Genomic DNA, 18,316 nt, shown 5'->3' with positions numbered 1-18,316 from the left:
TCAGCCTGCTTTCTGTGGGTCGTTGGGAAGGCCGGCCACCGGCGCGCGGAGCTGCCAGGCCGCCACCATGGCCAGCAGGCACAGCGCGGCCAGCATCAAAAACGCTTCGTTGAAGGCGGCCAGGCGCGCCGGGCTGCTGGTGCTGTTGGCCAAAGAGTCGCCATGGGCGGCCAGCCGCCATTCGAGCACGATGCCGCACAGGCTCACGCCGATGGCGCCGCCCAGCATGCGCAAAAAGTTGATCGCGCTCGCCCCCTGCGAGATCAAATGCTCGTGCAGCGGCCGCAGCGACCCGAGGTTCAGCGAAGGCAGGATAAAGCCCAGGCCTATGCGGCCCAGCGTGGCCCAGGCCACCAGCATCCACAGGCCGGAGGCCAGGCTCACCGTGAGCATCAAGGCGAAGGAGGCGGCCAGCAGCGCCAGGCCTGTGCTGACCAGCAGCCAGGTCGGGTGCTTGTCGGCCAGGCGGCCCACGCCGGCAATCGTGGCGGCCAGCACCAGCCCGGCCGGCAGCAGGATGGTGCCCACATGCGAGGCCGAGAGCTTCAGGCCCAGCTGCAAATAGACCGGCAGCAGGTAGGTCGAGCCGAACAGGGCCGTGCCGTAAATAAAGGCGACGATGCTGCCCATGGCGAAAGGCCGGTAGCCGAAAAGCGCCAGGTTCATCAGCGGTGCGCCGCCGTTGGCGGCCAGGCGGCGCTGCCACCAGACAAAAGCCGCGAGCGCGGCCGCCGCGCCGCCGAGCAACACAAAAGCCTGAGCGCCGCCGCCCGCGCCATGCAGCTGGACCATGCCGTTGAGCAGGCACAGCGTGCCCAGCGCGCCCAGCAGCAGGCCGCGCCAGTCGATCATGGCCGTGTTGCGATTGGCCGCCACGCCGCCGGGCGCGGTGTCGGGCACATAGCGGTAGGCCATCCACAGCGAGACCAGGCACAGCGGGATGACCATGAAAAAAATCGAACGCCAGCCGAACAAATCCACCAGCACGCCGCCTATGCTGGGCCCGACCGCCGGCGCCAGCACCACGCCCATGCCGAAGAGGCCGCTGGCACGGCCCTGCTCGTGCGGGCCGAAGGCGCGCATGATGATGATGGCGGGAATCGGCTGCACCACGCCGGCCGCCAGGCCCTCGGCCACGCGCGCGCCCAGCACCAGGCTGAAATGGTTGGACAGGCCGCCGACGATGCCGCCGGCCATGAGCAGCAGCATGGTGCCCGCATAAGTGCGGCGGTAGCCGTAGCGCGCCAGCAGCCAGGGCGTGGTCAGCATGGAGACCGTCATGGCCACCATAAAACCCGAACTGACCCATTGCGCGCGCTCCTGCCCCAGCGTGAAGTGCTGGCTCATGTCGGGGATCGCCACGTTGACGATGGTCGACGACATGATGGAGGCCATCGTGCCTATCATGACCGACAGCAGGAGCAGCCAGCGGTAACGCGGGCCGTGGCGCGCCTGCAGGTCGGCGAGTGAAGCGGACATGCGGCTGGCCTGGTCTTTAATCCCTGGGTTCGGACCAGAGCTTGCCGCCGGTGGCCCAGTTCTCGCGCTTGATGTCGGTGATCAGGATGTCCACCGACTCGGGCTGGCCGCCCAGGATTTCAACGCTGACGCGGGTAATGGCTTCAACGAGCTTTTTCTTCTGCTCGATGGTGCGGCCTTCCATCATTTCGACGTGGTAAGTGGGCATGGTTTCCTCTGGAATGAAGTGCCTGCGGCGGGATTGCCGCGGGGCGTGTGAATACCCGATGATAAAAGCAAGCGCCGCGGGCGGTTTTGTCGGCCTGCGGGGACGGCGATGAAGTACGGGCGGTAACGTCGATTGCCGAGTCGACTGGGCCGATGACCTTTCATTTGGCCTGCGGACCGGCTGGTTGGCACAACGCCGACCCGACGGCAAGGTTATCGAACCCGATTGGGCCCCGCCTCTTCGAGCATCTTGGGCACGCCCAGCTGGTGGGCGCAGTGCACGACCGCCTCTCGAAGGGCCGCCTGCCAGGCGCTGCCGATACTGTCGCCGTAGAAGGTGGCCATCGCCTTGCAGGCGATGGGGCGACCCTGGTGGTCCAGGGTCAAATCGACGTAGAGCGGGAGAGGACCGTCGTGACTGACCATGGCGGGCACAGCTCGGGAAGCGATGAGACCGCCAATCAAGCCGCCGATGGCAAAGGGCGCGTATTCGGCACGGGTGGCGGGTCGGCCCAGCCGTTCGCCAACTGCGACGTTCAGAGCGGTCAACCGCAACTGCCCGCTGAGCTTTACCCGCAATTGCTCGTCCAGTTGTTCAGCCAACGCACCTCTGAGTGCTTCGATCGGCATCTGTTCAAAAGCGCTGTCTTCCAGCCGCTCGGCTTCGCCTTGGGGCGTGACGACCTTGCGTGCCAACTGGCCGGCGGGAGGGCGACCGTCGATCATGATCAATTCGGCGCTTCCAGGCGCATCGAGCGAGCCGGTGACGGTGTACGGTGCAGCGCCCATCACTGAAAAAGACCAAGCGGCACCGATTGCCGCGACGAGTATTCCGCGCGAATTCAACTTCATCGGGCCTCCCTGGCCATTGTGTCGCTGTAATTTAAGTCACTACGGGTGTTCGGCGGGCAGGCCCGCACACACGTCTGACACCCGATGATAAAAGCAAGCGGCCCGCGTTGTTTTGTCGGCCTGCACTGACAGCATGACAGGCGTTGCCGCCGGGCCCCGGAACGCCTTGCCGGCGATATCCTGTACCTTCGCCTTAGATTTCCCGTCGAGTGCTTGCGCTTTCCAGCTGTGCAGGCCCATAACCTATCCGGGCAAGCTACTTGTTTCTCACCACCTCCGCCCCTTCCACCGACCCCCCTCTTCCCCTGCTGGCGGGCCGCAACTACCGCTGCCAGTGCGGGCAGCCGGTATTCTTTCGCAACAGCAAATGCCTGGCCTGCAACACGCCGCTGGGCTATGACTGCGAGCGCGGCCTGCTGCTGCCCCTGATGCCGGGACCGCACAAAGGCAGCTGGCGCGAGTGGCAGGCGGGCGCCGCACCGGCCACGCCGCCGCCCGACGACACGCAGCCCCCCTCGCTGGATGAGATTCCCGGCCAGGAGTCCGCACCCGACGCCGCGCCAGCGCTGTCCGCCGAACCGGATGGCGAGGCCGGCGATGACGACGGTATCCCGACCTACAAACGCTGCCTCAACCTCTCCACCCCCGCCTCCTGCAACTGGCTTGTGGCCTGGCACGACCCCGCGGACATGTGCCGGGCCTGCCGGCTGAACCGCACGATTCCCGACCTGACGAACCCGGAACAGCCCGACAACGGCTACCTCTGGGGGCGCATAGAGCTGGCCAAGCGGCGGCTGGTGTCCTCGCTGATCCTGCTGGGACTGCCGGTGGCCTCGCGCATGAGCGAAGACCCGGAGCGCGGCCTGATGTTCGATTTCCTGCGCTCGCCCGTCAACGGGCCGCACATCATGACCGGGCACAACACCGGCCTGATCACGCTCAACATCGACGAGGCCGACGACGCCAAGCGCGAGGCGGTGCGCAAGGCCATGCGCGAGCCCTACCGCACCCTGCTGGGCCACTTGCGCCACGAGGTAGGCCACTATTACTGGGACCGGCTGGTGGCCGGCACGCCGTGGCTGGAGGGCTTTCACGAACTCTTCGGCGACGAAACGCAGGACTACGCGGCCGCCCTGCAGCGCAACTACGACGAAGGCCCGCCCTCCGACTGGCCGCAGCATTTCGTGAGCGCCTATGCCAGCACCCACCCCTGGGAAGACTGGGCCGAATGTTGGGCGCACTACATGCACATGCGTGACGCCATAGACACCGCGCTGAGCTTCGGCCTGAGCGTGGACCGCTTCGACCTCGAATTCACGCCCTTCACGCTGGACGCGCTGTACCGGCCGGAGCATCCCGATGCGGCGCAGTTCCTGGCCTTCATCAACCACTGGACCCGGCTGACCACCATGCTCAACGAGATGTCGCGCAGCATGGGCCAGCCCGACTTTTATCCTTTTGTGCTGCCCCTGGACGCGGTGGGCAAGCTGCAATTCATCCACCTGCTGGTGGTCTCGGGCAGCTGGCGCGAGCCGGAGGCAAGCCAGGCGGGACAGGCGCAGACACAAGAGGCGCCGCAAGCGCAGCCGGCGGGGTAAACGCGGGCCGGGCGCGGCACGTGCGCTACAGTGGTGGCGCCATGCCGCGCCGCCCCAAAAGCCATCACTACAGCGTCTATGTGATCGAGCTCGCGCCCGAGGTCTGGGACCTGCCGCGCTTTCGCCGCGCCAACCCGGACTACCAGCTGGGCAAACCTTTCGTTTATGTGGGTATGACCGGGCTGGATCCGGATGTGCGCTTTGACAAGCACAAGGCCGGCATACAGTCCAACCGCTTCGCGCGCGATTTCGGCCTGCGCCTGCTGCCCCGGCTTTACGAGATGTACAACCCCATGCCCTACGATGCGGCGCGCGACATGGAGGTCGAGCTGGGCATCGCCCTGCGCGAGGCGGGCTACGGGGTCTGGCAGGCCTGAGCCGGCCTGCCGGCGCTTATTCCAGCGCGCTCACGCGGACGCCGCGCTGGCCGGAGAACGCCTGCAGGATGCCGGCGATCTCGCCATCCTGCAGCGTGGTGGTCAGCTCCACGAGCTTGTTGCCGCCGCCTTTGTGGCTGTCGCTCACCGTCACGGTGGCCGCGGGGTCGCCCGCGGCGAACAGCTTTTGAAGCGACGGGCCCAACGAGGCCATCACGCCGTCGCGCTCGTCCTTGCCGGCGTTCGTACCTTCCTCGTACTGCACTTCAAATGAAAAATTGGTCTTGGGGCTCATGGGAATGTGCTCCAGTGCAAGGTCACTTATTTGAGCAGGGTGGCCGCAAGGGTGATTTCGGGCACGCTGGCCAGGGCTTTTGACAGCGGGCAGGCTTTCTTGGCCCCCTCGGCGATTTCCTGGAACTTGGCCTCGTCGATGCCGGGGATGCTGGCCTCCAGCGTCAGCGCGATGCGATCGATCAGAAAACCGTCGCCCTGAGGTACCAAGCGGACCTTGGCACGGGTGTCGACCGAGGCGGTGGCAAAACCGGCCTTGTCGCAGGCAAAGGAAAACGCCATGGTGAAACAGGCCGCATGCGCAGCACCCAGCAACTCTTCCGGGTTGGTGCCGCTGCGGTCATCTTCGAACCGGCTGCCGAAGCCATAGGGATAACTCTTGAGCGCGCCGGTGTCGGTGCTGATGCGGCCCTGGCCTTTTTTGCCGGCGCCTTTCCAGTGAACGGAAGCATTTTTTTCAATCATGGAAGCCCCTTGAAGGTGAAAGCGAATTCACCAATGTGCGCGCCGGCGGCGAGCGCGGATGTCGGACAGCGCCGCGTGCGGCGCGCCGCGCGCTGCCTACAAGGGCTAGGGGGTGTTACGCGGTTTCCGGCTCGGCCTGGGTGGCCGGAGAAACGACTTCCGAGGCGACCGCGTCCAGTGCCTGTGCCACCACACCCTGGCTGTCCACCGGCCTGAGCAGGCGTTCCCGGATCAGGCGTTCACAGCTGCGTTTGGTCATGGAGTGCGGCTGCCCGCCATGGCTCACGAACATGAACAGCGTGCCCTTGGTGCTGGCCCAGATCAGCTGGGCGCGCAGCCAGCGGCGGCGCGAGTACAAATCGACCCAGTGGCCGGCCCGCAAGCTCATCAGCAGGCGCTCGGCTTCGCCCTGGGCCAGGGCCGGCGCGGCGTTGGGCGAAGCCTCCTGCTCGGCGAGCAGCTCGGCATGGGAGGAGTCGACCTCTTCCCCCACAGAGTCCGCGGTCTCCATGCCCGAGGATGTTGCGTGTTCTTCCTCCAGCGGCATGAGCTCGCCCGGCGCCGTCGGCAGCGTGTCTTCAAAGCCGGCGGCATCGAGTTCGTCGCGCGCCAGCCAGGGGTGGGCGGCCGCTTTGGCCAGGCGCTGCTCGGGCGTGGCCGGCAGCTCCTCGGGCTCCAGCGGCATGGCGCCCGACTCTTCGGCGTCGCGCTGGCTTTTGAGGCGGCGCAGCTTGAGCACCGGCCGGTGCAGCTTCATCAGGCCCTCAAAAAAGGGCTCGCTCTCGCGCGGATCCTGTCCCAGCAGTTCCAACCCTTCGTGCAGCTTGGCCAGCAGGCTGGGGATCATCTCGATCAGCTTGGCCGGCCGCTTGAGGGTCACTTCCCGTTTGACGCTCCAGAGCAGGTCGGGCACCACCGAGCCGAAGCCCATGGGGTCTATCTGGTTGCGCGTGTCGACGAGCTTGGCGTGGGCCATGGCCAGCGCCCAGGGGCCGAACAGGAAATCGAGCACCAGGCCGGGCACCTTGTCCAGGTCGGAGCGCGTGCTGAGCTCAAAGGCGATCTGGTCGGCCTGCGTCTGGCGCTCTTCGGCAAAACGCAGTGCCTGCAGCACGTTGTTGCGGTTTTCCGCCTCGAGCTGGTCCTGTTCGTCCCAGCCGTACTCCAGTTTGGCCAGCGCCATGCCGAAGGGCTGGGCATCCTCAATCGTAAGGCTGTTGAGCTCGTTGAAGGCGTGGGTGACCGGTTCGAAGAAGGCCAGGAACTCGGGGCTGAATTCGTCGTTGTACTTGAAGCTGCGCTGCGCCACCCGCTCCATGACGCGGCGCCCGGCATGGCCTTCGTCGCTGAAAAAGCGCGGGTCCACCATGGCCAGGCGCAGCAGCGAAGGCTCCAGCGCCACGATGGCCTCGCGCACCGGCACCAGGAGGCGCGGGTCCTGCGCCACCTGGTTGACCAGCTTGCGCACCACCTCCAGGCCCAGCACCTGGCCGACCTGGCGGGCTTCCTTCTTGAGCTGGGTGCGCACGATGGCGCGCTCCCGGGGTTTGGCATACGAGCCCCAGACCTGGGGGCTGAGCTGGCTGCGCTCGTCGACCAGGCGCTGCGGCCGGTCCACGGCCGGCATGCCCTCATAGTCAGACATGTAGCCGGGGCGTGACTCGGCCAGCGGTGCGGAACCGGAGTCTGGCGTGGCGTGGAGGGCGGCGAGTTCCTCTTCGACGGTCTCGTAATAAGAGGGCGCCAGGCCGTGGTGGGCATTGCTGCCGCCGTTGAACAAAAAGTCCTGGAACAGCTCGTCCCGGATCTCGTAGTTGGACAGGTCGGCGTATTGCGGCACCGGCTGGCCACCGCCCTCGCCAAATCCGCCTTCGCCGCCACCTCCACCGCCGCCGTTTGCGTCACCTTCGACAGCGCCGCCGGGGCCCGTCGGGCTGGAACCGTTTCCGCCGCGGCCGCGCCCGCGTCCGACGCTGGCCGGCGTGGGCAGCACGCGGTAGCTGGCGCCCTGGACGTTGGCGAGTTCGAGCTGGTTGACCAGCCGCTCATACAGCCGCTTGAGCTCACGGCCCAGCGGGTCGGCCATGTACTTGAGCCACAGCGAGACCACCGCCGGCTCGGCCTTGCTCGCCACCGCCATTTCGCGCAGGGTTTGCGCAAAGACTTCGGGGCGCAGCGGGTTGAGTTCGGGCCTCACATTGGGCAGGCCCTGCACCGTGCTGATCAGCTTGTTGAGTTCGGCCAGAACGTGGTCCACGGCCGGCAACACCTGCTGGAGCAGCCGGGAGGATTCAATCGCCTTGGAGACGTCCTGGTCGTCGACCAGCGAGAAGCTCGCATGGCTCAGGGCGGCGAAGGCGCTGGACGAGGCCGCGGCCGAAGCGGCCAGTTGCTCGCTTGAAGCTTCGGGGGCTCGCGCCGCCTGGGCCGCGGCGGCCACATTGGCCTTGAAATGGACCAGCAGGTCGGCGGGGTATTGCACGCTCCAGGCGGTCTTGTTTTTGAGCAGTTCGCGCCAGGCCGTGGCCAGTTCGTCGCGTTCGGCCACCTTCATGCTTTGGGTTTCGGCCACCTGCAGGCCCGCCACGGCATCTTCCACGCACTTTTCCAGAGCAGACCGCGCCGCTGTGGCCGCCGACTGGAGACAGGATTGAAGAACGTCAGGTTGCGAAGCCATCTGGAGCCAGGATTTCCGGAAATAAAAGGTGAGAGCGCTCAGCCAGCCAGCTTGCAACCATACGTGCCGGGGGCCAGACAGATGTCAAGGGTAAAGGCCAACCGTGTTTCCTTTGAGATGCTTGCAAAGTGTTTCATTTGGTTTCTCCTGTACACATACGATTTCTGCCGCGCTCTTGGGGCAACTCGGCGCAAGCTGCCGCTTAAATCCCCCGAACGCACGGCTGGAGGAGGGTTTTTTGTAAGATCGGCGCTTCTTTGTAAAGGTCGGTTCGGCGCAACACTTTCAGCGCCGCGGCGGCCCCAAACCTCCACGGAGCCTGTTTTGGCGTCATTTAGGCCTGTTTTCGCCGGTTTCCGGCTTCCCTGGCTGGCGGCCGGCGCGCTCTGGATGTGTGCCAGCGCCTGGTCCCACACCGTGCTGGACAACGCCGCCCTGCTGGGCATGAGCGCCGAACAGGTCACCGCCGCCCTGCCTGGCGCCCAGCCGGTGCGGTCCCCGCGGCGTTTGCCCTCGGGCGCGCTGGGCTCGCTGCGTGTGCCCGACGCGCTCTGCGAGGGCGCCCATTTCGAGCAGACCTTGTTTTTCGCGCACCAGAAGCTCGCGCAGATGGACTTGGTGCTGCTCAACCCCGCCTCCGGCCCGGGCGCCGAGGAAGCACTGGCCAAAGCCCAGGCGGCCTTGCTGCAGTCGCTGCGCGCGAAGCTGGGCCCGGAACTGGCCGCCTTCGGCGCCGTGCCGGGCGCCGCGGCCGACAGCGCATCATGGGCCGGTGCGGACGCCGAGGTGATGCTGTTCCGCTCGGGCAGGCCGGGCCATCCCAGCCTGCGCGTTGTCATCCGCCAGCGGCAGCTGGTGGATGCGGGCGAGCTTTAAGCTGTCCCGGCCTTCACCTTCAAGCGCCAGGCGTGCAGCAAGGGCTCGGTGTAGCCGCTGGGCTGCTCCAGGCCCTTGAAGACCAGGTCGCAGGCCGCCTTGTAGGCCGCCGAGCTGCCAAAGTGCCCGGCCATGGGCTGGTACAGCGGGTCGCCGGCGTTTTGCCTGTCGACGACGGCGGCCATGCGTTCAAAGGTTTCCGTCACCTGCGCCTTGCTCACCACACCGTGTAGCAGCCAGTTGGCCATGTGCTGGCTTGAGATGCGCAGCGTGGCGCGGTCTTCCATCAGGCCCACGTTGTGGATGTCGGGCACCTTGGAGCAGCCCACGCCCTGGTCTATCCAGCGCACCACGTAGCCGAGGATGCCCTGGGCGTTGTTGTCCAGCTCCTGCTGTTTGGCTTCGGCGCTCCAGGCCGGCGTGCGTGTCACGGGGATTTGCAGCAAGCCGTTAAGCAGCGCGTCGCGCTCCTTGTTGGCGTCCACCCTCTCCAGCTCTCTTTGCACCTTGCCGACCTTGACCTGGTGGTAGTGCAGCGCGTGCAGCGTGGCGCCCGTGGGGCTGGGCACCCAGGCGGTGTTGGCGCCGGCTTTGGGGTGGGCGATCTTCTGCTCCATCATGGCCTTCATGAGGTCGGGCATGGCCCACATGCCCTTGCCGATCTGCGCCTTGCCGCGCAGGCCGCAGGACAGGCCCACCAGCACATTGTTTTTCTCATAGGCCGCGATCCAGGCGCTGGTCTTCATGTCGCCCTTGCGGATCATGGGGCCGGCATGCATGGCGGTATGCATCTCGTCGCCGGTGCGGTCCAGGAAGCCGGTGTTGATGAAGGCCACCCGGCTGGAAGCGGCGGCGATGCAGGCCTTGAGGTTGACGCTGGTGCGGCGCTCTTCGTCCATGATGCCGAGCTTGACGGTGCTGCCCGGCAGGCCCAGCATTTTTTCAACGCGGCTGAAGAGTTCGGCGGCAAACGCGACCTCGGCCGGGCCGTGCATCTTGGGCTTGACGATGTAGACCGAGCCTTTGCGCGAATTCTTGATGCCGGGCTTGCCCTTGCGCTTGAGGTCGTGGATGGCGATCGTGGTCGTGACCACGGCGTCCAGGATGCCCTCGGGGATTTCGCGCGTGGCGCCGTCCGCCCCGGTGTACAGCACCGCCGGGTTGGTCATCAGGTGGCCGACGTTGCGCACGAACATCAGCGAGCGGCCGTGCAAGGTGACGGGCTGGCCCTTGGGCGAGGTGTATTCGCGGTCCGGGTTCAGGCCGCGGGTGAAGGTCTTGCCGTCCTTGGTCACGCTTTCGGTCAGCGTGCCCTGCAAAATGCCGAGCCAGTTGCGGTAGGCCAGCACCTTGTCCTGCGCATCGACCACGGCGACCGAGTCCTCCAGGTCCAGAATCGTCGACAGCGCCGCTTCGACAACCAGGTCGCTCACGCCGGCCGCATCCGTGCGGCCTATGGGCGTGTCGCGGTCCATGCGGATGTCCAGGTGCAGGCCGTTGTGCTGCAGCAGCACCGACGTGGGCTCCGAGGCCTTGCCCTGGTAGCCCACGAACTGGCTGCTGTCCTTGAGCGTGGTGGTCTTCTCGCCCTTCTTGCCGTCCTTGAGCGTGACGACCAGCTCGCCGCCCCTGACCGCGTAGCCGGTCGAGTCGATGTGGGAGCCTTTTTTCAGCGGCACGGTGCGGTCCAGCACGTAACGCGCGTATTCAATCACCTTGGCGCCGCGCACCGGGTTGTAGCCCTTGCCTTTTTCCGCGCCGTCGGTTTCGGCGATCACATCGGTGCCGTAGAGCGCGTCATAAAGGCTGCCCCAGCGCGCGTTGGCCGCGTTGAGCGCGTAGCGCGCGTTCAGGATGGGCACCACAAGCTGGGGGCCGGCCTGCAGCGCCAGCTCGTCGTCCACCTTGGCCGTCGTGATGCCGATTTTTTTGGGCTGCGGCACCAGGTAGCCGATCTTTTCCAGGAAGCCGCGGTAGGCCGCCATGTCAGCGATGGGGCCGGGGTTGGCCTTGTGCCAGGCGTCGAGTTCTGCTTGCAGGCGGTCGCGCTCGGCCAGCAAGGCGATGTTTTTCGGGGCCAGGTCGGCGACGATGCCGTCAAAGCCCTTCCAGAACGCGCTGCTGGCCACGCCGGTGCCGGGCAGCACATGGTCCTCGATGAAGCGGTAAAGCTCCGTCGCGACCTGCAGGCGGTAGCTGCCGGTGCGCGCGGTGTTGCTGGCGGAGTTGGTGCTCATGGTGTTGTCCCTTTTTTCAATAAACCAAGAATAAAACGTAAAACGGGTGTCAATGGAAAGGCAGCGCCAGCACGTCGCGCAGGCTGCTGCCGGTGTACACGGGTTGCGTGCCGAGCTCTTCAAACGGCAGCTGGTAGCGGTTGACCCACAGCGTGCGGTAGCCGTACCAGGTGGCGGCCAGCGCGTCCCAGCCGTTGCAGCTCACGAAAGCGATCTGCCTGGCCTCCAGCCCGGTGGCCTCAAGCCCCAGCGCATAGGCCTCGGGGGCGGTCTTGTATTTGCGGATGCTGTCCACGCTGATCACATGGTCCAGCAGGCCCTCGAGCCCGGCGGATCGCACGGCCACGCCCAGCATGGACGGGTCGCCGTTGGACAGGATGCCGGTGACCACGCCGCGCGCCTTCAGCGCCTGCAGGACCTCCCGGTTTTCCGGAAAGGCCGACAGGTGGCGGTACTGGTTCATGAGCTGGTCTTCCTGGCCCGGCCCCAGGTCCAGCCCCAGGCGCTTGCAGGCATAACGCAGGCCGGCGCGCGTGAGCTCCCAGAACGGCTGGTAGTGCGCGCCGCCGTTGCTGGTGGTCACCAGCCGCGTGTATTCAATCTGTTTGTCGCGCCACAGCAGGCCCAGCGCCTGGCCTTTTCCGGGGAACAGCTGCTCGGCCAGCAGGCCCACGCTGTAGACGTCGAATAGCGTGCCGTAGGCGTCGAACAGCACCGCGCGTAGCGCGGCGGGCGGATGGGAACGGGGCTTTTCCATGGCCCTCTACTGTATTTGATACAAGGACCGCGATTAATTAACGTGAAATCGCTTAATCCATGACATTTACAGCCGTAATTTCGCCAGCAAGCCATAAGCCGGTAGCGACGGCGCAGGTCTGGACCCCGCGCCCGGGGCGGCCCCGGCGCCTAGCGCCCCCAGCGCAGCACCAGCGGATCCAGCCGCCTGGCGGTGGCCAGCAGCCCGGCGCGCGTGTCCGGATGCATGGCCGGGAAAGGATGGCGCGGCGTCTCGCAGGCGATCACGCCGCCTTCCTTCATCAAGGCCTTGGCGGCCAGCAGCCCGGCCTGGCGGTTTTCGTAATTGATCAGGGGCAGCCACTGCTGGTAAAGGGCGTAAGCCTTTTCGTGGTCGCCGGCGCGGTGCGCCTCGATGATGGGACGAATGCCGTCGGGGTAGCCGCCGCCGGTCATGGAGCCGGTCGCGCCGGCGTCGAGGTCGGGCAACAGGGTGATGGCCTCCTCGCCGTCCCAGGGGCCCTCCACGGCGCGGCCGCCCAGGCGGATCAGCTCGCGCAGCTTGGAGGCCGCGCCGGCGGTCTCGATCTTGAAATAGGCGACGTGTTCGATCTCGCGGGCCATGCGCGCGAGGAAGCAGGCCGACAGCACGGTGCCGCTGGCGGGGGCATCCTGGATCATGATGGGGATGTTCACCGCATCCGACAGGCGCGCATAAAACTCGTAGATCTGCGGCTCGCTGACGCGAAAGGTGGCGCCGTGGTAGGGCGGCATGACCATCAGCATGGCGGCGCCCATGTCCTGCGCGCGGCGGCTGCGTTCGGCGCAGATCTTGGTGCCGAAGTGGGTGGTGGTCACGATCACCGGCACGCGCCCGGCCACATGTTCAAGGACGGTGCGGGTCAGGGTTTCGCGCTCTTCGTCCGACAGCACAAACTGCTCGGAGAAATTGGCCAGGATGCAGATGCCGTCGGAGCCGGCGTCGATCATGAAGTCGATGCAGCGCTTCTGGCTTTCCAGGTCCAGCTCACCGGTTTCGGTGAAGGTGGTGGGAGCGACGGGGAAGATGCCGCGGTAGCGCGGCTGGCGGGGCGTGGTCATAGAGGTAGGGAGTCAGGTTGGAGGAAGCTTCACGGGTTCGCAGACCGGCTGCCTAGTGGGAATGGCGGGGAACTTCGGAGCCGCGGCAGCCGACCAGGAAATCAAAATCGCAGCCCTCGTCGGCTTGCAGCACATGGTCGACGTACAGGCGCTGGTAGCCGCCGCGCATGCCCGCGGCGGCCTTGCCCTGCAGCGCCGCAAGGCGTTCGGCGAGTTCGGCATCGCTGATGTCCAGGTGCAGGCGGCCCTGGTCGCAGTCGAGTTCTATCCAGTCGCCGTCGCGCACGGCGGCCAGCGGCCCGCCAGCCGCGGCTTCGGGCGCCACGTGCAGCACCACGGTGCCGTAGGCGGTGCCGCTCATGCGCGCGTCGGAGATCCGCACCATGTCCTTGACGCCCTGGCGCAGCAGCTTGGGCGGCAGGCCCATGTTGCCGACCTCGGCCATGCCGGGGTAGCCCTTGGGACCGCAGTTTTTCATGACCATGACGCAGCTGGCGTCAATGTCGAGGTTTTCGTCGACGATGCGCTCCTTGTAGTGCTCCAGGTTCTCGAACACGACCGCGCGGCCGCGGTGCTTGAGCAGCTCCGGCGAAGCCGCGGAGGGTTTGAGCACCGCGCCGCGCGGCGCCAGGTTGCCGCGCAGGATGCAGATGCCGCCGTCGGCAATCAAGGGATTGTCGAGCGGGCGAATCACCTCGTCGTTGTACTGCGGGGCCTCGCGCACGTTGTCCCATAGAGCCCGGCCGTTGACGGTGAGGGCATTGGGGTGCGGCAGCAGGCCGTTCTCCCCCAGGCGGCGCAGCACGGCGGGCAGGCCGCCGGCGTAGTAAAACTCTTCCATCAGGAAACGGCCGGAAGGCTGCAGGTCGACCAGGGTGGGTGTGTTGCGGCCTATGCGCGTCCAGTCTTCCAGGTCCAGCTGCACGCCGATGCGGCCGGCGATGGCCTTGAGGTGAATCACCGCGTTGGTGGAGCCGCCTATGGCGGCGTTGACGCGGATCGCATTTTCGAAAGCTTCGCGCGTGAGGATTTTCGACAGCGTCAGCCCTTCGCGCGCCATCTCGACGGCGCGCGCGCCCGACATCTGCGCCAGCACGTAGCGGCGCGCATCGACCGCGGGAATCGCCGCGTTGTGCGGCAGGGAAGTGCCCAGCGCCTCGGCCATGCAGGCCATGGTGGAGGCCGTGCCCATGGTGTTGCAGGTGCCGGCGGAACGCGACATGCCGCCCTCGGCCGCCAGGAACTGGTGCAGCTGGATTTCGCCCGCCTTCAGCGACTCGTGCAGCTGCCACACCGCCGTGCCGGAGCCGATGTTTTTGCCTTCAAGCTTGCCGTTGAGCATGGGCCCGCCGGTCACCACAATGGCCGGGATGTCGCAGCTCGCCGCGCCCATCAGCAATGCGGGCGTGGTCTTGTCGCAACCGGTGAGCAGCACCACGGCATCAATCGGGTTGCCGCGAATCGCCTCTTCCACATCCATGCTGGCCAGGTTGCGCGTGAGCATGGCGGTGGGCCGCAGGTTGGACTCGCCGTTGGAGAACACCGGGAACTCCACCGGGAAGCCTCCCGCCTCCGAGATGCCGCGCTTCACATGCTCGGCGATCTTGCGGAAGTGCGCATTGCAGGGCGTGAGTTCCGACCAGGTGTTGCAGATGCCGATGATGGGCCGGCCGTCGAACTCGTGGTCGGGAATGCCCTGGTTCTTCATCCAGCTGCGGTACATAAAGCCGTTTTTGTCGGCCGAGCCGAACCATTCGGTGGAACGTAATTTTTTCTTGGTGCTTGTCATGGGGTGGTGTAGGGTCGTTTCAGGAAGAGGTGGGTGTGCGCTTCACCAGCAGCCGTTGCAGCAGGCAAAAAACAAACAGCAGGACGCCGACGACAATGCGCGTCCACCAGGAACTCAGGCTGCCGTCGAAAGAAATCAGGGTCTGGATGATGCCCAGCATCAACACGCCGAACAGGGTGCCGGCCACATAACCCACGCCGCCGCTGAGCAGGGTGCCGCCTATCACCACGGCGGCAATGGCGTCCAGCTCCAGGCCGGTGGCGTGCAGGCCGTAACCCGACAGCATGTAGAAAGTGAAAACCACGCCGGCCAGCGCCGAGCAGAAGCCGGAAAGCGTGTAAACCCCCACCAGCGTGCGGCGCACCGGCAAGCCCATCAGCAGCGCGGACTGCTCATTGCCGCCGACGGCATAGACGGTGCGGCCGAAAGGCGTGCAGTGCGCGATGAACACCGCCGCCAGCAGCACCGCGACTGCAATCAGGGCGCTGATCGAGAGCGAGGCGTCTTCCCACAGGGGAATGCGCAACTGCGAGACCTCCGAATAAAACTCGTTGGTGATGCTGATGGAGTCGACGCTGATCAGGTAGCACAGGCCGCGCGCCAGAAACATCCCGGCCAGCGTCACGATAAAGGGCTGCAGGCGAAAACGCTCAATCAGAAAACCCATGAAGGCGCCGAAGGCCGTGCCCATGAGCAGCACCAGCGGAATCACCGCGGCCGGGCTCCAGCCGTGGTGCTCCACCAGCGCGGCCGACACCATGGTGGTCAGCGCCACCACGGAACCGACGGACAGGTCTATGCCGCCCGAAAGAATCACAAAGGTCATGCCCACGGCGACGATGACCAGGAAGGCGTTGTCCACCAGCAGGTTGAGGAAGACCTGCGCCGAAAAAAAGCCGGTGTAGAGCACCGAGCCCAGGCTCGCCATGGCGACAAACAGCGAAATGGTGGCCGCCAGCGGCAGGTACTTGGGATTGAAGCGCGAAGCCGGCGCGGCCGGCAGCTGTGGCCGGGGCGCGATTTTTTCGACGGGTGCTTTCAGCGTCGCGCTCATGGCCGCATTCCCCGCACGGCCGGCCGCCGTACCCAGATGGCGACCTCGGCCCGGAACTCCGGCGACTGCAGCAGCATCACGGCAAACACCACCACGGCCTTGACCACCAGGTTGATCTCGGGCGGCACGCCCAGCGAATAAATGGCATAGGTCAGGGTCTGGATGATCAGCGCGCCTATCACGCTGCCCACCAGGCTGAAGCGCCCGCCGGTGAGCGCGGTGCCGCCCAGCGTGACCGCCAGGATGGCGTCAAGCTCGAGCAGCTGGCCCGCATTGTTGCCGTCGGCGCTTTTGACGTTGGAGCTGATCAGCAGGCCCGCAATGCCCGCGCACAGGCCGCAGAAAGCGTAGGCCGCGACGATCAGGCGCCGCGCCTGCACGCCGGCAACGCGCGCCGCGGTCGGGTTGATGCCCACGGCCTGGATGAACAGCCCGAGTGCGGTGCGCGTCACCGCCAGGTACAGCAGGACAAACACCGCCACCACGATAAACAGCGAGAAAGGCAGGCCCAGCAGGTAGCCGCTGCCCAGGAAGAAAAACGGCGCGTAATAAATGGTGATGATCTGCCCGCCGGTGATGAGCTGCGCGATGCCGCGGCCCGCCACCATGAGGATCAGCGTGGCGATGATGGGCTGCATGCCCACCCTGGCGACCAGCAGCCCGTTCCACAGCCCGCACAGCAGCGCGATGCCCAGCGCCGCCAGAATCGCCAGCGGCATCGGGAAGCGGCTCACGCCCGCCGCCACCGAGCCGCCTATCATCCAGGCGGCCAGCGCGGCGGCGATGGCCACCACGGCGCCCACGGAAATGTCGATGCCGCGGGTGGCGATCACCATGGTCATGCCCAGCGACACCAGCACCAGCGGCGCTGCGCGGTTGAGGATGTCCACCAGGCTGCCGTAGAGGTGGCCGTCGCGCCACTCGACGTGCAGAAAGCTGGCATTGAACACCGTGTTCACCACCAGCAGCAGGAGCAGCGTGAGCAGCGGCCAGGCCAGCCGGTGCCGCATGACACTGGGGGAGTGATTTTTTTCAAGCATGCTCGGCCGCAATCAGTTCATAGACGGCGTCTTCGCTGCTGCCCGCCGGCAGCTCGCCCACCTTGCGGCGGTCGCGCAGCACCACGATGCGGTGCGCCACACGAACCACCTCGCTCATTTCGGAGGAGATGAAGATCACGGCCATGCCGGCCTGCGCCAGGCGCAGGATCTGCTCCATGATTTCCTGCTTGGCGGCCACGTCGATGCCGCGCGTCGGCTCGTCCAGGATCAAGAGGCGCGGCTCGGTCGCGAGCCAGCGCGCGATCATGGCTTTTTGCTGGTTGCCGCCCGACAGCAGGCCTATGGGCGTGTCCACACTCGCGGTCTTGATGCCCATGGCCTGGACAAAACGTTCGGCCAGCGCGGTCTGCTCGGCCCGCGACAAAAAGCGGCGCATGCCCATGCGGGCTTGCAGCGCCAGCGCGATGTTTTCGCGCAGCGACAGCTCGGCCACGATGCCGTCGGTCTTGCGTTCCTCGGGGCACAGGGCCAGACCGTGGCGGATCGCGTCGGCGGGGCTGGAGAAAGCCACTGTCTCGCCGTCTATCCTGAGCACCCCGCGGTCCGGCGCCTCCAGCCCGAACAGCAGGCGCGCCAGCTCCGTGCGGCCCGCGCCCAGCAGGCCGGCAAGGCCCAGCACCTCGCCGGCACGCACGCGCAGGTCCACGGGCTGCAACTGGCCGCTTTGGCCCAGGCCTTCGGCCTGCAATAGCGCCGGCTGCGCGTCATCAAACGCAGACGTTGCCGGGGCGCTTGCGGATTGCGCGGCCAGCTCCCGGCCCAGCATGGCCGCGATCAATGCCTGCGGCCCCAGTTCGCTGGCCCGCCACTCCCCGACCCAGCCGCCGTTGCGCAGCACCGTGATGCGGTCGGACACCGCATAGACCTGGTTCAGGAAATGGGTCACAAAAACAATGGCCAGGCCCTCGCCGCGCAGGCGGCGCAAGACCTCAAAGAGTTTTTGCACTTCGTCGTCGTCAAGGCTGGAAGTGGGTTCGTCCAGGATCAGCACCTTGGCTTCGATGCTGATGGCGCGCGCGATGGCCACCAGCTGCTGCACCGCGACCGGGTAGCTGGACAGAAGGCGCGTGACGTCGATGTCCAGGCCGACGCGCGCGACGAGTTCGCGCGCGCGGCGGTTCAGCTCGGCCCAGGCGATGCCGTATCCCTGCGCAAAGCCGCGCCGCGGGTAGCGGCCCGCGAAAATGTTTTCCGCCACGGACAAGTTGGGGCAGAGATTGACTTCCTGGTAGACCGTGCTGATGCCCAGGCGCTGCGCGGCCAGGGGAGAAGCCGGCCACACCGGCTGGCCGGCCAGTTCCATCCGGCCGCCGCTGGCTTCCAGCACGCCGGTCAGGACCTTGATGAGCGTGGACTTGCCCGCGCCGTTTTGCCCCATCAGGGCATGGATTTCACCGGGATACAGGCGCAGGCGCACATCGCGCAGCGCATCGATGCCGGCAAACTTCTTGTGGATGCCCGAGAGCTCCAGCACGGGAGCGATATCGGCGGGGGTATCGGCCGGGGTCATGGGG

At 66.4% G+C, this 18,316-nt stretch carries 16 protein-coding genes; 3 read left to right on the top strand and 13 right to left on the bottom strand.

All coding sequences use genetic code 11. The annotated features are described in order from the left end of the window. From ACEN9P_RS13025 to ACEN9P_RS13015, 3 genes are all read right to left on the bottom strand, one after another. Entirely contained in the window at window positions 1-1,479 is a 1,479-nt protein-coding gene (locus ACEN9P_RS13025) for an MFS transporter (protein ID WP_495619484.1), read from the bottom strand. Window positions 1,480-1,495: 16 nt separating this feature from the next. After that, window positions 1,496-1,687 carry a 4-oxalocrotonate tautomerase gene (locus ACEN9P_RS13020; RefSeq protein WP_092132274.1) on the bottom strand — a complete coding sequence of 64 codons (192 nt, stop codon included), beginning with the start codon at window positions 1,685-1,687 and terminating at the stop codon, window positions 1,496-1,498. A 212-nt stretch (window positions 1,688-1,899) separates the two neighbouring features. Next, window positions 1,900-2,538, bottom strand: coding sequence for a hypothetical protein (locus ACEN9P_RS13015; RefSeq protein ID WP_477662860.1), 639 nt, complete (start codon window positions 2,536-2,538; stop codon window positions 1,900-1,902). Between the two features lie 260 nt (window positions 2,539-2,798). Here ACEN9P_RS13015 and ACEN9P_RS13010 point away from each other — a divergent pair, with 260 nt between their 5' ends. Together ACEN9P_RS13010 and ACEN9P_RS13005 are read left to right on the top strand one after the other, a co-directional pair. Further along, window positions 2,799-4,136 carry a zinc-binding metallopeptidase family protein gene (locus tag ACEN9P_RS13010; protein WP_495619483.1) on the top strand — a complete coding sequence of 446 codons (1,338 nt, stop codon included), beginning with the start codon at window positions 2,799-2,801 and terminating at the stop codon, window positions 4,134-4,136. Window positions 4,137-4,177: 41 nt separating this feature from the next. Continuing rightward, window positions 4,178-4,513, top strand: coding sequence for a hypothetical protein (locus ACEN9P_RS13005; RefSeq protein WP_477662862.1), 336 nt, complete (start codon window positions 4,178-4,180; stop codon window positions 4,511-4,513). A 16-nt stretch (window positions 4,514-4,529) separates the two neighbouring features. Here ACEN9P_RS13005 and ACEN9P_RS13000 read toward each other — a convergent pair whose 3' ends face one another. The 3 genes from ACEN9P_RS13000 to ACEN9P_RS12990 all read right to left on the bottom strand — a co-directional run bounded on the left by ACEN9P_RS13000 (window position 4,530) and on the right by ACEN9P_RS12990 (window position 7,949). After that, the gene (locus tag ACEN9P_RS13000) at window positions 4,530-4,808 is read right to left on the bottom strand and encodes a hypothetical protein (RefSeq protein ID WP_495619482.1); all 279 of its coding nucleotides are present in this window, start codon (window positions 4,806-4,808) and stop codon (window positions 4,530-4,532) included. Between the two features lie 26 nt (window positions 4,809-4,834). After that, complete coding sequence (locus ACEN9P_RS12995) at window positions 4,835-5,272, bottom strand: OsmC family protein (RefSeq protein ID WP_495619481.1); 438 nt, start codon at window positions 5,270-5,272, stop codon at window positions 4,835-4,837. 115 nt (window positions 5,273-5,387) lie between these two features. Next, a complete protein-coding gene (locus tag ACEN9P_RS12990; RefSeq protein WP_495619480.1) occupies window positions 5,388-7,949 on the bottom strand; it encodes a DUF1631 family protein in 2,562 nt (853 codons plus the stop codon). A gap of 324 nt (window positions 7,950-8,273) precedes the next feature. Between ACEN9P_RS12990 and ACEN9P_RS12985 the strand changes: the two genes are divergently transcribed. Then, complete coding sequence (locus ACEN9P_RS12985) at window positions 8,274-8,825, top strand: hypothetical protein (protein ID WP_495619479.1); 552 nt, start codon at window positions 8,274-8,276, stop codon at window positions 8,823-8,825. Here ACEN9P_RS12985 and ACEN9P_RS12980 read toward each other — a convergent pair. The 7 genes from ACEN9P_RS12980 to ACEN9P_RS12950 all read right to left on the bottom strand — a co-directional run bounded on the left by ACEN9P_RS12980 (window position 8,822) and on the right by ACEN9P_RS12950 (window position 18,312). Continuing rightward, window positions 8,822-11,062, bottom strand: a complete 2,241-nt coding sequence (locus ACEN9P_RS12980; protein ID WP_495619478.1) for a malate synthase G — start codon at window positions 11,060-11,062, stop codon at window positions 8,822-8,824. The two genes, ACEN9P_RS12985 and ACEN9P_RS12980, sit on opposite strands and share 4 nt — an antisense overlap. 49 nt (window positions 11,063-11,111) lie before the next feature. Then, window positions 11,112-11,819 (bottom strand): haloacid dehalogenase type II, encoded by a 708-nt coding sequence (locus tag ACEN9P_RS12975; RefSeq protein ID WP_495619477.1) that lies wholly within the window; start codon window positions 11,817-11,819, stop codon window positions 11,112-11,114. Between the two features lie 149 nt (window positions 11,820-11,968). Further along, window positions 11,969-12,898, bottom strand: coding sequence for a dihydrodipicolinate synthase family protein (locus ACEN9P_RS12970; RefSeq protein ID WP_495619476.1), 930 nt, complete (start codon window positions 12,896-12,898; stop codon window positions 11,969-11,971). 52 nt (window positions 12,899-12,950) lie between these two features. Next, window positions 12,951-14,687 carry an IlvD/Edd family dehydratase gene (locus tag ACEN9P_RS12965; RefSeq protein ID WP_477700890.1) on the bottom strand — a complete coding sequence of 579 codons (1,737 nt, stop codon included), beginning with the start codon at window positions 14,685-14,687 and terminating at the stop codon, window positions 12,951-12,953. A gap of 19 nt (window positions 14,688-14,706) precedes the next feature. Beyond that, entirely contained in the window at window positions 14,707-15,741 is a 1,035-nt protein-coding gene (yjfF, locus tag ACEN9P_RS12960) for a galactofuranose ABC transporter, permease protein YjfF (protein ID WP_495619475.1), read from the bottom strand. Further along, on the bottom strand, window positions 15,738-16,781 hold the full coding sequence (locus tag ACEN9P_RS12955; protein WP_477662872.1) for an ABC transporter permease: 1,044 nt from the start codon (window positions 16,779-16,781) through the stop codon (window positions 15,738-15,740). Before ACEN9P_RS12955 ends, yjfF begins: the two co-directional genes overlap by 4 nt. Then, on the bottom strand, window positions 16,774-18,312 hold the full coding sequence (locus ACEN9P_RS12950; RefSeq protein WP_495619474.1) for a sugar ABC transporter ATP-binding protein: 1,539 nt from the start codon (window positions 18,310-18,312) through the stop codon (window positions 16,774-16,776). Before ACEN9P_RS12950 ends, ACEN9P_RS12955 begins: the two co-directional genes overlap by 8 nt. Window positions 18,313-18,316 lie beyond the last annotated feature (4 nt).

The sequence above is a fragment of the Polaromonas sp. Polasp52 genome (genome assembly GCF_059491565.1).
Note: the sequence above shows the minus strand (reverse complement) of the source record. Positions and strands in the feature narration are given on the sequence as shown.

Excerpts from the sequence above, each read along its gene's own strand:
- ACEN9P_RS13025 (WP_495619484.1), bottom strand. The coding sequence starts at position 1,479 with ATGTCCGCTTCACTCGCCGACCTGCAGGCGCGCCACGGCCCGCGTTAC.
- ACEN9P_RS13020 (WP_092132274.1), bottom strand. The coding sequence starts at position 1,687 with ATGCCCACTTACCACGTCGAAATGATGGAAGGCCGCACCATCGAGCAG.
- ACEN9P_RS13015 (WP_477662860.1), bottom strand. The coding sequence starts at position 2,538 with ATGAAGTTGAATTCGCGCGGAATACTCGTCGCGGCAATCGGTGCCGCT.
- ACEN9P_RS13005 (WP_477662862.1), top strand. The coding sequence starts at position 4,178 with ATGCCGCGCCGCCCCAAAAGCCATCACTACAGCGTCTATGTGATCGAG.
- ACEN9P_RS13000 (WP_495619482.1), bottom strand. The coding sequence starts at position 4,808 with ATGAGCCCCAAGACCAATTTTTCATTTGAAGTGCAGTACGAGGAAGGT.
- ACEN9P_RS12995 (WP_495619481.1), bottom strand. The coding sequence starts at position 5,272 with ATGATTGAAAAAAATGCTTCCGTTCACTGGAAAGGCGCCGGCAAAAAA.
- ACEN9P_RS12990 (WP_495619480.1), bottom strand. The coding sequence starts at position 7,949 with ATGGCTTCGCAACCTGACGTTCTTCAATCCTGTCTCCAGTCGGCGGCC.
- ACEN9P_RS12980 (WP_495619478.1), bottom strand. The coding sequence starts at position 11,062 with ATGAGCACCAACTCCGCCAGCAACACCGCGCGCACCGGCAGCTACCGC.
- ACEN9P_RS12975 (WP_495619477.1), bottom strand. The coding sequence starts at position 11,819 with ATGGAAAAGCCCCGTTCCCATCCGCCCGCCGCGCTACGCGCGGTGCTG.
- ACEN9P_RS12970 (WP_495619476.1), bottom strand. The coding sequence starts at position 12,898 with ATGACCACGCCCCGCCAGCCGCGCTACCGCGGCATCTTCCCCGTCGCT.
- ACEN9P_RS12965 (WP_477700890.1), bottom strand. The coding sequence starts at position 14,687 with ATGACAAGCACCAAGAAAAAATTACGTTCCACCGAATGGTTCGGCTCG.
- yjfF (WP_495619475.1), bottom strand. The coding sequence starts at position 15,741 with ATGAGCGCGACGCTGAAAGCACCCGTCGAAAAAATCGCGCCCCGGCCA.
- ACEN9P_RS12955 (WP_477662872.1), bottom strand. The coding sequence starts at position 16,781 with ATGCTTGAAAAAAATCACTCCCCCAGTGTCATGCGGCACCGGCTGGCC.
- ACEN9P_RS12950 (WP_495619474.1), bottom strand. The coding sequence starts at position 18,312 with ATGACCCCGGCCGATACCCCCGCCGATATCGCTCCCGTGCTGGAGCTC.